At 32.5% G+C, this 15,133-nt stretch carries 17 protein-coding genes; 8 read left to right on the top strand and 9 right to left on the bottom strand.

Going from position 1 to position 15,133, the window contains the following annotated elements; translation table 11 throughout:
- Positions 1 to 51: 51 nt before the first annotated feature.
- Complete coding sequence (gene yaaA / locus ACHRV0_RS06090; protein ID WP_089056188.1) at positions 52 to 810, bottom strand: peroxide stress protein YaaA; 759 nt, start codon at positions 808 to 810, stop codon at positions 52 to 54.
- A 411-nt stretch (positions 811 to 1,221) separates the two neighbouring features.
- Between yaaA and ACHRV0_RS06085 the strand changes: the two genes are divergently transcribed.
- Both ACHRV0_RS06085 and ACHRV0_RS06080 read left to right on the top strand, forming a co-directional pair.
- Positions 1,222 to 2,679, top strand: coding sequence for a CCA tRNA nucleotidyltransferase (locus ACHRV0_RS06085; RefSeq protein WP_129024270.1), 1,458 nt, complete (start codon positions 1,222 to 1,224; stop codon positions 2,677 to 2,679).
- An 18-nt stretch (positions 2,680 to 2,697) separates the two neighbouring features.
- Positions 2,698 to 3,723: a COX15/CtaA family protein gene (locus ACHRV0_RS06080; protein ID WP_089052987.1), complete on the top strand. Its 1,026-nt coding sequence runs from the start codon at positions 2,698 to 2,700 to the stop codon at positions 3,721 to 3,723.
- A gap of 278 nt (positions 3,724 to 4,001) precedes the next feature.
- Here ACHRV0_RS06080 and ACHRV0_RS06075 read toward each other — a convergent pair whose 3' ends face one another.
- The 8 genes from ACHRV0_RS06075 to ACHRV0_RS06040 all read right to left on the bottom strand — a co-directional run bounded on the left by ACHRV0_RS06075 (position 4,002) and on the right by ACHRV0_RS06040 (position 10,701).
- A complete protein-coding gene (locus ACHRV0_RS06075; protein ID WP_395440213.1) occupies positions 4,002 to 4,769 on the bottom strand; it encodes a LytR/AlgR family response regulator transcription factor in 768 nt (255 codons plus the stop codon).
- A 37-nt stretch (positions 4,770 to 4,806) separates the two neighbouring features.
- The gene (locus ACHRV0_RS06070; protein ID WP_089052985.1) at positions 4,807 to 5,175 is read right to left on the bottom strand and encodes a 2TM domain-containing protein; all 369 of its coding nucleotides are present in this window, start codon (positions 5,173 to 5,175) and stop codon (positions 4,807 to 4,809) included.
- A gap of 18 nt (positions 5,176 to 5,193) precedes the next feature.
- Positions 5,194 to 5,499, bottom strand: a complete 306-nt coding sequence (locus ACHRV0_RS06065) for a 2TM domain-containing protein (RefSeq protein ID WP_395440212.1) — start codon at positions 5,497 to 5,499, stop codon at positions 5,194 to 5,196.
- Between the two features lie 2 nt (positions 5,500 to 5,501).
- Entirely contained in the window at positions 5,502 to 5,831 is a 330-nt protein-coding gene (locus ACHRV0_RS06060; protein ID WP_129024266.1) for a 2TM domain-containing protein, read from the bottom strand.
- A 2-nt stretch (positions 5,832 to 5,833) separates the two neighbouring features.
- Positions 5,834 to 6,136 carry a 2TM domain-containing protein gene (locus ACHRV0_RS06055; RefSeq protein ID WP_129024265.1) on the bottom strand — a complete coding sequence of 101 codons (303 nt, stop codon included), beginning with the start codon at positions 6,134 to 6,136 and terminating at the stop codon, positions 5,834 to 5,836.
- A 2-nt stretch (positions 6,137 to 6,138) separates the two neighbouring features.
- The gene (locus ACHRV0_RS06050) at positions 6,139 to 7,497 is read right to left on the bottom strand and encodes a histidine kinase (RefSeq protein WP_129024264.1); all 1,359 of its coding nucleotides are present in this window, start codon (positions 7,495 to 7,497) and stop codon (positions 6,139 to 6,141) included.
- A gap of 28 nt (positions 7,498 to 7,525) precedes the next feature.
- A complete protein-coding gene (locus ACHRV0_RS06045) occupies positions 7,526 to 8,146 on the bottom strand; it encodes a hypothetical protein (RefSeq protein WP_129024263.1) in 621 nt (206 codons plus the stop codon).
- A gap of 389 nt (positions 8,147 to 8,535) precedes the next feature.
- Positions 8,536 to 10,701, bottom strand: coding sequence for a TonB-dependent receptor domain-containing protein (locus tag ACHRV0_RS06040; RefSeq protein WP_395440211.1), 2,166 nt, complete (start codon positions 10,699 to 10,701; stop codon positions 8,536 to 8,538).
- 138 nt (positions 10,702 to 10,839) lie between these two features.
- On the opposite strand from ACHRV0_RS06040, the gene ACHRV0_RS06035 reads away from it, so the two are divergent.
- From ACHRV0_RS06035 to ACHRV0_RS06010, 6 genes are all read left to right on the top strand, one after another.
- Positions 10,840 to 11,298 (top strand): DinB family protein, encoded by a 459-nt coding sequence (locus ACHRV0_RS06035; RefSeq protein ID WP_129024261.1) that lies wholly within the window; start codon positions 10,840 to 10,842, stop codon positions 11,296 to 11,298.
- Positions 11,299 to 11,308: 10 nt separating this feature from the next.
- Positions 11,309 to 11,767: a YciI family protein gene (locus tag ACHRV0_RS06030; RefSeq protein ID WP_395440210.1), complete on the top strand. Its 459-nt coding sequence runs from the start codon at positions 11,309 to 11,311 to the stop codon at positions 11,765 to 11,767.
- Positions 11,768 to 11,776: 9 nt separating this feature from the next.
- Positions 11,777 to 12,352: a sugar O-acetyltransferase gene (locus ACHRV0_RS06025; protein ID WP_089052976.1), complete on the top strand. Its 576-nt coding sequence runs from the start codon at positions 11,777 to 11,779 to the stop codon at positions 12,350 to 12,352.
- The gene (locus tag ACHRV0_RS06020; protein ID WP_129024259.1) at positions 12,352 to 12,741 is read left to right on the top strand and encodes a VOC family protein; all 390 of its coding nucleotides are present in this window, start codon (positions 12,352 to 12,354) and stop codon (positions 12,739 to 12,741) included. Before ACHRV0_RS06025 ends, ACHRV0_RS06020 begins: the two co-directional genes overlap by 1 nt.
- Positions 12,742 to 13,007: 266 nt before the next feature.
- Complete coding sequence (locus ACHRV0_RS06015) at positions 13,008 to 14,285, top strand: chloride channel protein (RefSeq protein WP_129024258.1); 1,278 nt, start codon at positions 13,008 to 13,010, stop codon at positions 14,283 to 14,285.
- 87 nt (positions 14,286 to 14,372) lie between these two features.
- Complete coding sequence (locus ACHRV0_RS06010; protein ID WP_129024257.1) at positions 14,373 to 14,975, top strand: HPP family protein; 603 nt, start codon at positions 14,373 to 14,375, stop codon at positions 14,973 to 14,975.
- The last annotated feature ends 158 nt before the right edge of the window (positions 14,976 to 15,133 follow it).

Here is a 15,133-nt window from a genome sequence, read left to right as displayed (position 1 = left end):
CTAAAAAAACCTCTGAACCTTTGTATCTTTGAACCTTTGTCCCTATAAAACCTACCTTGTAAAAACCAAGTGATTTCCTTTTGAAAGATTAGCATCAAACTGATATCCTTCGTAATTAAACCCTTTTAAGTCATCGATAGTTTCTGCATTGGTATCAATTATATAACGTACCATCATGCCTCTCGCCTTTTTTGCAAAGAAACTGATCATTTTTAATTTCCCATCTTTATAATCTTTAAAATCTGGTGTAATTACAGGAACTTTCAAAGCTTTTACATCAACTGCCGAAAAATATTCATTACTTGCTAAATTCACGAACAATTCGTCTTTTTTCAATTCTTTATTTAAAGCTTTTGTAACCACAGGTTTCCAAAACTCATGAAGATTTTTATATTCACCAACCGGCATTTTTGTTCCCATTTCTAAACGATACGCCTGCATTAAATCAAGCGGTTTTAAAAGCCCGTAAAGTCCAGATAAGATTCTAAGTTTATCTTGAAGTACCTCTAATTTTTCTAATGGTATTGTATAAGCGTCTAAACCAGTGTAAACATCTCCGTCAAAAGTAAAAACCGCAGGACGTGCATTTTCAGGCGTAAAAGGGGTTTTCCATTCTTGATTTCGTTTCCAGTTTAAATCGGCAAGTTTGCTTGAAATTGACATTAGCTCCGATAATTCGGCAGGCTTTTTTTGTTTAACAACTTTATGAACCACTCTTGCTTCTTTTAAAAATGATGGTTCTGTATATTGAGAAGTTGGTAATTCTTTTTCAAAATTTAAAGACTTCGCTGGCGATATAACTATTTTCATTTGTGCTTTTTTGTATGATTCAAAAATACAAATTGCATTTCTAAAAATTGATTATCGCAATTGATTTGTTTTATGGAGGTATAATTTTTTTCGCCACGACCCGAGCGATAGCGAACTGGCGAAGCAATTGCACTAATTTCCACGAATTATCTTTTTTTGAGCCACAGATTACAGGATTAAAAGGATTAAAAAAATCTGTGTAAATCTTTTTAATCTGTGGCAAAAAATCTTCACAATCTGCGTAAAAGAAAAATAATTCGTGGAAATTAGTGTGATTTGTAGCAAACCTTTCCCAATTCATAAAAATCGGCACTACAAAATGTGAAATTGTTCAAAAAAGTGAGCGATAGATTGTAATAGGCATTTTCTATGTTGTAAATTTGCATGCGTTTCATTTCTTAGAAATTTGAAATGTGTTTTTATTCAAAAATTAGTGAATTCGTGGCTATACAAACAAATTATAAAACAGCTTTACAAAATAAAATTTTCGATATCATCTCGAAAGCGTCTCAGGAACTAAATGTTGACAGTTATGTTATTGGCGGTTTTGTTAGAGATTTACTTTTAAATCGAGGTTCTAAAAAAGATATTGATGTTGTAGCGGTTGGCAGCGGAATCGAATTGGCTTTAAAAGTTTCTGAATTACTTCCTAACAAACCAAAGGTTCAGGTTTTTAAAACTTATGGAACTGCAATGCTGCGTTTTGAAGATACTGATATTGAATTTGTCGGCGCCCGAAAAGAATCTTATAATTTCGACAGCCGAAATCCGATTGTAGAAAACGGAACACTTCAGGATGATCAAAACCGTCGTGATTTTACAATCAATGCATTGGCTTTATCTTTAAACGAAAACAATTTTGGAGATCTTTTAGATCCTTTTGACGGCTTAAAAGATTTAGAAAATAAAACGATAAAAACTCCCTTGGATCCGGATATTACTTATTCTGATGATCCGCTTCGAATGCTTCGCGCGATTCGTTTTGCAACACAATTGAATTTTGAGATTGAAGAAAATTCATTGAATGCAATTACCAAAAATGCTGATCGTATTAAAATTATTTCGGGCGAGAGAATTGTTGACGAATTAAATAAAATTCTTTCGACAGATAAACCTTCAACTGGATTTTTACTTTTATACAAAACGGGACTTTTAGATTTGATTTTACCTGAACTAACGGCACTGAATCAGGTTGAAGAAATAGAAGGTCATACACATAAAAACAACTTTTATCATACGCTTGAAGTAGTTGATAATATTTGTCCAAATACAGATGATGTCTGGCTGCGCTGGTCGGCATTATTACATGATATTGGAAAAGCGCCAACAAAACGTTTCAGCAAAAAGCAAGGCTGGACTTTTCATGGACATGAATTTTTGGGCGGAAAAATGGCGAAGAAAATCTTCGAACGCCTGCACATGCCTTTGAACCATAAAATGAAATTTGTTCAAAAAATGGTTATTATGAGTTCTCGTCCAATTGTTTTGGCACAGGATATTGTTACCGACAGTGCAGTTCGTCGTTTAGTTTTTGATGCCGGCGAAGATGTCGAGAATTTAATGACTTTGTGCGAGGCTGATATTACAACCAAAAACCCATCGAAATTCAAGAAATATCATAAAAACTTTGAGATCGTTCGCAAGAAAATTGTAGAAGTGGAAGAGCGCGATCATGTTCGTAATTTTCAACCGCCAATTTCCGGTGAAGAAATTATGGCAATTTTCAATTTACAGCCATCACGTGAAATTGGAGTTTTGAAAGAAGCGGTGAAAGAAGCAATTCTAGAAGGCGACATTCCGAATGAATATCAGGCGGCTTACGATTTTGTAATTAAAAGAGCCGAAAAAATGGGCTTAAAAAAAGTATAAGAATAAGTATTTAATAAAATGAAAAAAGAGAATAAATCAGTAATCATTTGGTTGCTTTCAGGCTGTGTTTTATTGTTTTTAATGGTTGTTGTAGGCGGTATCACACGTCTGACCAATTCAGGTTTATCAATGACGGATTGGCATTTGGTAACCGATACTTTCCCGCCTTTAACGGAAGCCAAATGGAATGAGGCTTTTGAGCAGTACAAGAAGTTTCCTGAATATCAAAAGATTAATATACACAATGATTTTCAGCTTTCAGACTATAAGTTTATTTATTTCTGGGAATGGTTTCACCGTTTCATCGGTCGTATTATTGGTTTAGTATTTTTTGTTCCTTTTGTTTATTTCTTAATCAAAAAGAAATTAGATACAGCAACGATTAAAAAGTGTATCGTACTTTTGGCAATGGGCGGTTTTCAAGGTTTTCTTGGATGGTTTATGGTTAGAAGCGGTTTAATCGACAATCCAGATGTAAGTCATTTTAGACTTTCGCTGCATTTAACTTTTGCTTTTATAACTTTTGCTTATACACTTTGGGTGGCGCTGGATTTGATTTATCCAGAAAGAAATATCAACAAAATATTACCGTTGCGTACTATTGCACGTTATGCTTTGGCGGCTTTATTAATTCAAATTATTTATGGCGGGTTTGTTGCTGGATTAAATGCAGGATTAATTCACAATCACTGGCCTTTAATGAGTGACGGAGAATTTATGCATGAATCTGTTCTTATTGAACAATCAAGTTTAATAAAAAATTTAATTGAAGGTAAAAGTGGTGTTCAATTTGTACACAGAACTTTTGCTTACGTAGTAGTTGCGATTATACTTTTCCTATATTTTAGAAGTAAAAAATATACGCTTACTAATACACAATCAAACGGAATTAAAACTTTGGTGGTATTTGTATTTATACAGTTTCTTCTAGGAGTTTTCACTTTATTATACAGCGTGCCTTTGGCTTTAGGATTAATTCATCAGATTATGGCATTTTTCCTTTTAAGTGCTATGACTTTTACATTGCATCGATTGAGTAAATAATGTTTTGAATAAAATAAAAAATGAGCTGAAATTGTCGGCTCTTTTTTTATTTTATGTATTTTGGTCAATATTCGTTTGAAAATTTACGTTTCGTTAAACTGGATTAAAATCTGGCCCTGCAAAATGAATCGAGCCTACGGCCCTTTATATGGAATAATCATACGTCACGAAAAGTTCCGAAGGAACGATCTATATTGTAGAGACGGATTTCAATCCGTCAGATATGTTAATCATAAACACATACGTTCTGGTGGAACATTTGATAAAATTTAAATCTATTACCCCAGCCAGCTCTTAAAATCCTGCACTTTTTCTCGGCTTACTATTACCTCATCTTCTTTGTAAGTTGGTAAAATAACTTTCAAACGAGAATTTGTATATACCTGAATTTCTTTAATTGCCTGCAGCGGTACAATAAATTTTCTGCTTACGCGAAAGAAATCCTTTTTATCTAGTTCCTGTTCTAAAATTTCTAAAGTCGAATCGATTAAGTAGTTTCGATTATCAAAAGTATGTATATAGGTTCCTTTATTTTCGCTAAAAAAACATTCAATTTCTTCTGTCATTATTACTTTTAAGTGCTGTCCTATTTTAACGGTAAATCTCTTTTTGAAACTCTTTTCAAAAGGATTTGACAGCATTTGACGTATCTGCTCAAAGTCTAGCTGCAGATTATGATTTCCCTCATCAACTTTAGGCATTCGTGCTTTATACTTTACTACTGCGGCCTCTAGATCATCTTCATCAATTGGTTTCAAAAGATAATCAATACTATTTAGTTTAAAAGCTTTCAAAGCATACTCATCATAAGCGGTGGTAAAAATTATGGCGCTTTGAATATTTATTTTTTCAAAAATCTCAAACGATAAACCATCTGATAACTGAATATCCAGAAAAATCAAATCTGGATGTTCATTATTTGTAAACCAATGAAGTGATTCTTCTACAGAATGCAGCATTGTTTTTACAGTTATATCTAATTTTTCAAGTTTTCGCTGCAATAAACGTGCAGCTGGTTTTTCGTCTTCTATAATTAATGTGGTCATTTAATACAATACAAAGTTTAAAATATACAAGTTAAAATTACTCCCATTTTTTCTTATTCTGAGCTTCTTTTTCCATATATTTTTGGATTTTTCTATCTTCCCAATCTTTATTAAAAAAAATATCCGGGCCAAAAACAGTAAAAGCATGAATGGCTAAAGCTATCCCCCAATAAAATGCGGTTGAATAAACTTCCCAATCTCGAAAGCCTCTAATTTCGATACGATTGCCTATAAAACCATTATTCAAATTTGAAATAATGATAATAATATTTACTATAATGTAAACCTTAAGATGCGAATAAAATCCTTTTATTCTTCTTACCTTTCTATAGGCAGCATTAAAGTTTTCATCTGTACTAAATTCATCTCCGTATTCTTCATACATACGTCTTCTAAATCGTCCCATTTTATTTTGATTTAAAAATTATTGCCATTTACTTTTATTCGATTTTTCCTTTTCCATAAACTCTTTGATTTTTCTTTCTTCCCAGTCTTTTCCTAAAGCTGGAAATACTTCAAAAACCCTTAATCCATGAAAAACTACTCCAATTCCCCACCACAACAAAGGCCAAAAAAACCATAAATATTCTGGTGATGTGTACAAATTAACGAAAATCAAAATTGCATTTACAAATACATAAGATGCCAAGTTTCCATAAAATCCTTTAATATCTCCGACTTTCTTTTTAGCCAAAAAATATTTATCCTCTTCACTATATTTCATTTCCATGATTACTCCCATTTTTGTTTTTTTTCTCTTTTTTCTAAAATACTTTCCATTTTACGTTTCTCCCATTTATCTCCAAAAATTTTAGCAGAGACAAATAAATCAATCGCTGAACCAAAAAATACGGTTGACCAAAGAATCATTACAACTCCATTTAAAAATTTAGCAGGAAACACATCCAAAGGCAATTTATAATACTCTTTTAAAACAAAAAGTACCAGCGCTATAATGTAAAAAATTGAATGAATATAAAATGATTTAAGCTTTACAACCTTTTTGCTGGCTAACTGCTGTAATTCATATTCTTCCTGATCACTATTATAATTCGTTTTCATCTTTAGTTTGAAGTTTTTTGATTTTTATCTTTTTCTAAAATTTCTTGAATCTTTCGCTCTTCCCATTCTTTATTAAAAAACGGCGAGTATCCAAAAACTTTCAATCCATGAAAAACCACTCCTATCCCCCAGCCTCCAATACACCAAATGAACCATAAATATTCTGGTGAAGTCACAAGGTTGATAACAACTAAAACTATGGTTACGAAAATAAAAACTGCCAAATGCTCATAAAATCCTCTAATTTCTTTTACTTTTTTCTGAGCCTGGTAATAGCGTTCCGCTTCTGTATAATTTGGCTTCATGATTATTTCCAAGTTTGCTTGTTTTTTTCTTTCTCTAAAATCTCTCTAATCTTTCTTTCCTCCCAACCTGTGCTGTAACCATATACTTTAAAAGCATGCATTACAACTCCAAATCCCCAGCCTAAAGCTGAAAACCAAAACCATTGAAATCCTGGTGAATATCTTAAATTAACAAAAGCTAATATTGGAATTACACAGCAATATGAAATTACATTTCCATAAAACCCTTTTAATTCTTCTACTCTTTTTTTAGCTCTAAAATAAGCTTTAGTTTCATCGTTATAATCTGCATTTGTTTCCATAACATTAATTTGTTTTGTTAAAATTGGAATCTTAACCGTGAAATTTTTCTCATCTTGTTCGATCATCACATTTCTGTTGGTCACGATTGCATATCGATTTACAATATTCTGTAATCCAACTCCTTGCCTGTCCTGAAGAACTTCTTTTTTCTGAAGATCATTTTGAATTGCTAAGTAATCTCCATCAATGAAAATTCGAATATGAAGTGGTTTTTGCTCACTTACAACATTATGTTTTACTGTATTTTCAAGCAAAAGCTGTAGTGAAAGCGGAACTACCTTTGCGTCTGGATTTATGTTCTCGGCTGGCAATTCGTAGAATAAACTATTCTCAAAACGCATTTTCAACAGATTCATATAGGTTTTTGCAAATGATAATTCATCTTCTACAGAAACCAATTCTTTATCTTTCTGCTCTAAAACATAGCGGTAAATTTTTGACAAAGAAGTCGTAAAACGCTGTGCATTATCAGGATTTTCTTCGATCAAGGAACTTAAAACATTTAAACTGTTGAACAGAAAATGCGGATCGATCTGATTTTTTAAACTCTCAAATTGTGCATTTGCCGTTCCTGCAATAATTTTTTGCTGCGTTATTTCAATTTTAGAAGCTTGTTTCCATTTTACCATAAAACTTCTGGCTTGCATGAAAGTAGAAACTCCAAATGATAAAACAATATAAAAAACATGATTCCAAATCATTCTATTGCCAAAAAACTGATCTATAGGAAGCTTCTGCACGACAACAAAAATGATATAATTAATTCCTAACACTGCAGGAACTGTATATAAAACAGTTACTAAAATTCCGTAATATACTCTTAAATTAGTCTGTTCCAGCCAATCCCATTTTCGATCTAAGAGAACACTGATAAACCCATTTCCAAAACCAAGTCCAAACGAATAAAGACAGCTTAAAAGAAATGTTAGTACAACATTTTTTAGATTTAAATCAGTACCTAAAAGAGCGCAGAATATTACTGTAAAGATCATAGAAATCTTGAAACACACTATGGTTCCACTTTTCAAATCAGCAAATGCATTTCTATGGTCTTTCATTATAATTAACTTAATTTATTACTATTTTTTATTTACACGTTTTTTGAATTTCCAACGCTCTTTCTAAACCCCATTTAGGAGAAAAAGGCGTTTCAGGCTTAAAAGTACCAAAAAGTTCGATAGATCTGTTAACTTGTTCGCAAAGTGGTTTTGTATCAACCCCTGTCCATTTTGCTCCTCCCAACTGATAATCAGCTTCGCCAAAAACAGCTCTCGGATTATTTGGATCTAATGCTTTAGCAGTTGCATAAGCTTCCATCACTTTAGCCGAATACTTCATTCCGTTTGTCATTGGATCAGACGCTACATAAGCCGTGTAAATTAATGCTTGCATTACGTACAACTCTGAATTGTTTAGATCTTTTAACATTTCAGCATCAACAGCATCTTGCGCTTTTGTTAACAATAAATCTATTTTAGTTTTATCTTTTTCGCTAAAAGCCGATGTCGTGTTGATTAAAGCGACATAATAATTTGGCAGATAACTATTTTTTTCGGCCGCTGCAATTCTTTCAAACAATGCCGAAGCATCAGCATTTTTTCCTTCTTTCCAAAGCCCGAAAGCTTTTGTCATTCCTTGTTCAAACTGTGTTTGCGCAGATAATAAGCTGCAGATAAATAATGTGATAATCGTAATAATCTTGGTCATGATTTCTTTTTTTTTTAGTTAATACGGTTCTAAATTTTTGTTAATGATTAAAACTCTTTTTTTTAGGTTCAAAGCTTCAGAGTTGCAAAGGCTCAAAGGTTTGATTTTCTCATTATTATATTTTAAAAACATTGAACCTTTGTCGCTTTACTTCTTTGCTTCCTTGTTCCTTTTAATTTACACTTCAAAAGTATGTTGGATTTTACTGTTTTAAAATTAAATGATACTGAGTTGTTGATTTTTGCTGCTGAATTGTTTCTTTCTTGAGGTTCAAAGGTTCATAGCAGCAAAGGGGCAAAGTTTTTCCTTTTTTGAACTCAAAGCAACAACGGTTTTTTACATTTTAGAAGACTCTGAACCTTTGATCCTTTGTAACTCTGAACCTCAAATTATAAGTTCTTCAACTGATTCTCATTTTTATTTTGGCTAATCGTCCAAAAGAAACCTAAAAAGAAAAATCGATCTGCGGTTGGCACTACGGCTTGTCTTTGATACACTCCGTTTGGATCTGGTAATTTTGCATAATCATATCCAAAAACATTCTGTGTTCCTAAAACGTTCGAAACGGAGAAATAAAGGATTTTTTGTGTTGTTAATATATAAGCCCAGTTGAAACTCAAACTATTGTATGACTTTGTTTTTCCGCTCATAAATTGTGTCTGATTCGGGTCATTATAAGGGCGTCCTGAACTGTAGTTGTTTGTAAAACCTATTTGTGATTTCCAATCTGTAATAAAATATTTTGTTACTACAGATAAAGTATGATTTGCAATAAAACTTGGCGTAGCCATTGTTGGATAATTCTTGTATTGTCGCTCAGAATCGATATAAGAATACGAAATCCAATATTCTAAGTTTTTGTACAAATTACTGTCTCTCCAATATAATTCTAAACCTTTTGCATAACCTGAACCGTTATTATTGAATACTGAATTGTATCTAATATCTTTTGTATCGTATTGAACTAAATTTCTATAATCTTTATAATAAAGATCTGCTCTAAAAATCTGTCCCGGTTTTGTAAATTGATAATTCAAAATATAATGACTTGCTTTTTCGCTTTCAAACTGATGGTATTTTGAATATTTAATATAATCTACAACTGGTGTTTGCGAAAAATCTCCGTAAGCAAATGAAAGCTGGCTGGTTTTTGAAAACTTGTAGGCAATTGAAGCTCTTGGCGCAATATTATTTTCATTTAATAAACTGTTGTTTGAATATCTTAAACCAACTTTCATTGCTAACCTTTTAGAAAATAAAATATCTCCTTCTGTATAAGCAGCAAAAATGTTTGAATCATATCCGTTTGTAACATCGATTGAAATATTGTCATTAAAATTTTCATCGAATTTTGTAATGAAATAATCCGCTCCAAAAGATACTTTAAAATAATTCGAAACTTTTTTACCAAACTTCAATTTCAATTGCGCGGCATTTTCATCTGCATCAATATCATTTATATCATATTTTGTTTTGTTTTTACTGTATCCGTAACTAATTCCTGTAGTTAGCTGCCATCCAGTTCCAAAAGTTCCTTTGTAAGAAGAATTCAAATAAAAATTATTGTTATTCAAATCTGTTCTAATAGGATTCTCGAAATTGATATTTTTCTGATTCAAATCAAATTTCTCTGAATCAAAAGCGGCATAAAGTTTAAAGATTCCGTTTGTAAAATTATATCTGTAAACCGTTTCACCTCCAAGAGACTGATACGGATTATTCCAATCTACATTTTGAGGAATTACCGCCTGATATGGAGCTAAGTTTATATAAGCCATGTTTACACTCAACGAACTCTTTTTCATTTTTTGAGTATGTCCTAAACTCAAACCTACAGTCATTAAACCAATATCTGTTTTATTATGATCTACTTCATCTTGCGTATTTAAAAGCAAAACACTTGATAATGCTTCACCATATTCTGCAGAATAACCTCCAGTCGAAAAAGAGATTCCGCTAAACAAAAAAGGAGAAAATCGGCTTCGAGTTGGCAAATTATTTGTTGTTGCGCCATAAGGCTGTGCAACCCTAATTCCGTCTACAAAAGTCTGTGTTTCGTTTGCTTCTCCACCACGAACAAACAAACGCCCGTCTTCACCCACAGATTGTGTTCCTGGTAAAGTCTGCAAAGCCGCAATGATATTTCCAGCTGAACCCGCCGTTGTTACAATATCTAAAGGCTTTAAAACTGAAACTCTTGCTTTATCTCCAGATTCTAAAGTTCCTGCTGTGATTACAACGGCATCAAGTGTATTTATATTTTCTCTAAGTTTAACCGTTTGCTCTTTATAATTAGTAACATCAATTTCTTTTTTATAGGTTTCAAAAAGCAAAAAACTCACTACAAGAAATTGATTTCCAGTCGCACTTGTTTCAAAAGAAAACTCACCCGTTGCAGAGCTAGTTGCTCCGTCATATGTTCCGTCTAGGTAAATATTAGCGCCTTGAACTGGTCTTCCTTTTTGGTCAAGCACTTTTCCAGAAATCGTATTTTGAGCAAAAATAAAAACGGTAAAAAGTAAAAAAGTAATTGTAAAAAATAACTTGGTTTTCATAACATTGGTTTTTATTGAAGCAAATGTATTTTAACATTCAGCGTTAAAAAATATATAATAACTGAACTGTAGAAATTTATGACTGAGTTGTAATTTACTTTATTTGTATATTAGCTTTGAATTGCAAAACTATCAATTATGTCAGAAAGCAAGAGAATTTCAAATCTATATCAATCCATTTATAATGGAAATCCATGGCTGGAGGTTACTTTAGCACATACTTTAGAAAATGTAAGTGCTGAACAGGCTTATAAAAAAGCAAATCCTAATTTAAACACGATTTGGGAAATTGTAAATCACCTGATACAATGGAGAAGAAACATTTTAGAACGTGTTCAGGGAGAAACGGTCGTAACGCCAGATCATAATTATTTTGTTCCCGTTTTAGATCCGTCTGAAGCCGCTTGGGAACAATCACTTCAAAATTTGGCTAAATCACAAGAATCATGGAATTCATTTTTTGAGGATTTTGACGATGCTGATCTGGCAAAAATATATGCGGCGAACAATCACACGTTCTACGAACATATACACGGCATAATTCAGCACGATGTTTATCATTTAGGGCAGATTGTTATTTTGAAAAAACTTCTTTAAAAATAGTGTTATGAAAAACTCTTTCTTTTTATTCGCTTTCTTGTTAATAAATGCAATTGAATTCGCTCAGGAAACGGAAGTTAAATTTGATGAAAATTTAGCTAAATCGTTGAATGCAGATGAATATGGAATGAAAAAATATGTTTTCTGTTTATTGAAATCTGGAACAAACAAAACAGCTTCAAAAGAAGAAACTAAAAAACTTTTTGAAGGTCATATGGCAAATATCAACAAACTAGCCAAAGAAGGAAAACTAGTTGTTGCCGGACCTTTTATGAAAAATGATCGAAATTATCGCGGTATATATATTTTTAATGTAGAAACTGTTGACGAAGCAAAAGCACTAGTTGCAACAGACCCAGCCATAAAAGCTAATTTGCTTGAAGCCGAATTAACACCGTGGTATTCGAGCGCAGCTTTGCAGGAAACAGTAAAAATACATGAGAAAATTGCCAAGAATAAAATGTAATCTCTTTATATGAAAACAGAAAAAGAAAAAATGATTGCGGGAGAATATTACTTACCAGGAGATCCTGTTTTAGTAAAAGACCGCCGAAAAGCAAAAATATTATTACATACATTAAATGTAAAAGAATACCGCTTGACCAAAAAAGCAAAAGAAATTTTAAAAGAATTAATCCCTAATTCTGGCAGCAATTTTTATATCGAACCTCCTTTTCATTGCGATTATGGATACAATATAACTTGTGGCGATAATGTTTATTTTAATGTTAACTGTGTTGTTCTTGATAGTTGTCCAGTAAATATTGGATCAAATGTTTTTTTTGCCCCAAATGTTCAAATCTACACCGCAACGCATCCGCTTGATGCTGAATTGAGAAAATCTTTAGAAAACGCAGAACCAATTACAATTGGCGACGATTGCTGGATTGGCGGAAACTCCGTTATTTGTCCTGGCGTAACAATTGGCAAAGGCTGTGTTATTGGAGCGGGATCTGTTGTAGCAAAAGATATTCCTGATAATTCACTTGCCGTTGGAAATCCTGCTAAAGTAATTCGAAAATTAAATCAAGAACCTCAACAAAAAAACTAATGCTTACCTTAAACAAAATCCATCATATTGCCATTTTATGCTCGGATTATCAAAAATCTAAAACTTTTTATACAGAAGTTTTAGGACTTACCATTATTAGAGAAATCTATCGTGAGGAACGCCAATCGTACAAACTTGATTTGGCATTAAATGGCAGTTATGTAGTAGAACTATTCTCTTTTCCAAATCCGCCGCAGCGTCCATCGAGACCTGAAGCAGTTGGTTTACGACACTTGGCATTTGAAGTAATTAATTTAGAAGAAACTATTGCTTTTTTAACTTCAAAAAATATAGAAGCGGAACCTATCAGAATAGATGAAACAACTGAAAAACGTTTTACATTTATTGCTGATCCTGATTTATTGCCAATTGAGTTTTATGAAAGATAGAAACTAAGGTTCAAAGGTACAGAGGCTCAAAGGAACAAAGATTTTTCTCATTTTTTTTATTTTATAGAACGGCTTGAAATAAGAATCTTTGAACCTTTGCTACTTTGTACCTTTGCCCCTAAATAACCGATATACAAAGAAAAACACACTGAAAGAATTTTCTTGTTTATATACATTTTAACACACTATATTGAAGATTTTCTATTAAAAACCGATTTTGATGCTTAATTTTGTAATCCGCATAAAAAAGCTGCGACTTACTTCTGATGAACAAAACGGCGAAAATCAAAAAAAATCATCAATTTATCAAATTCCGAAAATTAGTTATTGTATCTGTTTTAATTGGCTTTTTATCAGCCTTTTTGGGAATTTCACTTAAAAAAATCACTGAATATTACGAGGAAATCTTCTTTCATGAAGTATCGGTTCATCCAATATTCTATATTATTTTTCCAGTTTTCGGATTGTCTGTAATTTATTTCCTGAGACAATATCTCTTTAAGAAAAAAGAAAACAAAGGAATCAAAGAGGTTTTTGAAAGTACAAAAACAAAAAAAAATCTTCCTTCTTATAAAATCCCATCGCATTTTATAAATGGTTTAATCACAGTTATTTTTGGCGGATCAACAGGAATAGAGGTTTCTACAGTTGTAGCTACTGCAACTATTGGATCTGTTGCTCATGAAAAAGAAAATGTCTTCCGTCAATACAAAACCGAATTAATTTGTGCGGGTGTTGCTGCTGGTGTTACTGCTCTTTTCAGTAGTCCAATAGCAGGAATTCTGTTCGCTTTTGAAGTTATTTCAAGAAAAGTAACTCGTGCATTTATTATTTCAAATGTAATTGCCGTTTCTATTGCATTCGGTTTGCTTTCGATTTTAAAAGAAGAACCTTTATTTGCCGTTTCTATTACAACTTGGCATCTAAAAGCAATTCCGTATTTTATTCTTTTAGGAATTTTAGCTGGAATGAATTCTGTGTATTTAACACGATGTGTATTGTTTTTTAAATCTCAATTTGGAAAAATAGATACGCATTATTATAAAATCCTTATCGGTTCTGTGGTTTTAAGCATCTCATTATTTGCTTTCCCTCAATTGTACGGGGAAGGCTATCATGCAATAAAAGGTATTTTTGGAAATTCGGCAGAAATCCCTTTAACCCTGACATTAGCTTTTACCTTTATTGGTGTTTTAATTCTAAAACCTATCGTTACCTCAATTACATTAGCTTCTGGCGGTGATGGCGGTGTTTTTGCGCCAAGTCTTTTTATTGGTGCCTTTTTAGGATTATTGCTTGCATCAGTTTTAAATACCTTTTTCAATCTGCATGTAATTCCAGTAAACTTTATGATTATTGGTATGGCTGCGGTATTAAGCGCAAGCATTCATGCCCCATTTACTGCAATATTTTTAGTATGCGGTTTAACAAACGATTACACGTTGTTTTTACCAATTCTTGTAGTATGTTTAATTTCTAAATACACCGCAAAAATGATTTATCCGCATACCGTTTATACATATGCTCCAAGTTTAACAAAATAACAGTTCCGAAACCAACTCACAAATCTCACAGATTTAAATATTAATCTTTAACCCTTTCGCTCTAAAATACACAAATATTAAATAATTATGCCCACTCCTAGAATTAAAAGAAGCTATCGCAAAACTCGTTATATTCTTTATAAAGAAACTTTAATTGACTATAAAGAACATTTTTGGTCGTTTCTCGGATCATTTGTTGGTATTGGTATTTTAGCTTATGTACAATCTATACATTTTACAGGAAATGATGCTGTTTATTTAATTGGTTCTTTTGGAGCCTCAAGCGTTTTGGTTTACGGAATTATTCAAAGTCCATTTTCACAGCCTAGAAACTTAGTTGGCGGGCACGTAATCTCGGCTTTCATAGGCGTTACAGTTCATAAACTAGCACCGGATATTATCTGGATTGCAGCACCTTTGGCAGTTTCACTTGCGATAATTTTTATGCAGATTACTAAAACCCTGCATCCACCAGGAGGCGCAACAGCATTGATTGCTATTATTGGTTCAGATAAAATTAAAGCTTTGGGATATTTTTATGTGATTTCGCCGGTTCTTGTGGGAACTCTTATTTTACTTTTGACTGCTCTGCTTTTTAATAATATGACATCAAGCAGAAGTTATCCAAGCCACAGCACATACCACAAACATTATCATAAAATCAAAAAGAGATTAACTGGTAAGCAGTAATTGCTTCAACTGTTCCTGTACTGTTTTCATGAACTTACAGCTATAATTTTAGGAATCATTGAAAAATAAATGATTCTGAAAATTCGGCAAATTCACAAAACAGACTAAATCACAGGAAAACAATAGTTTAAAATCTTTTCAACAAATCGTAATTCACA

This window comes from Flavobacterium sp. FlaQc-30 (assembly GCF_044005885.1).
Classification (GTDB): Bacteria; Bacteroidota; Bacteroidia; order Flavobacteriales; family Flavobacteriaceae; genus Flavobacterium.
This window is presented reverse-complemented; position numbering and strand designations above follow the sequence as displayed.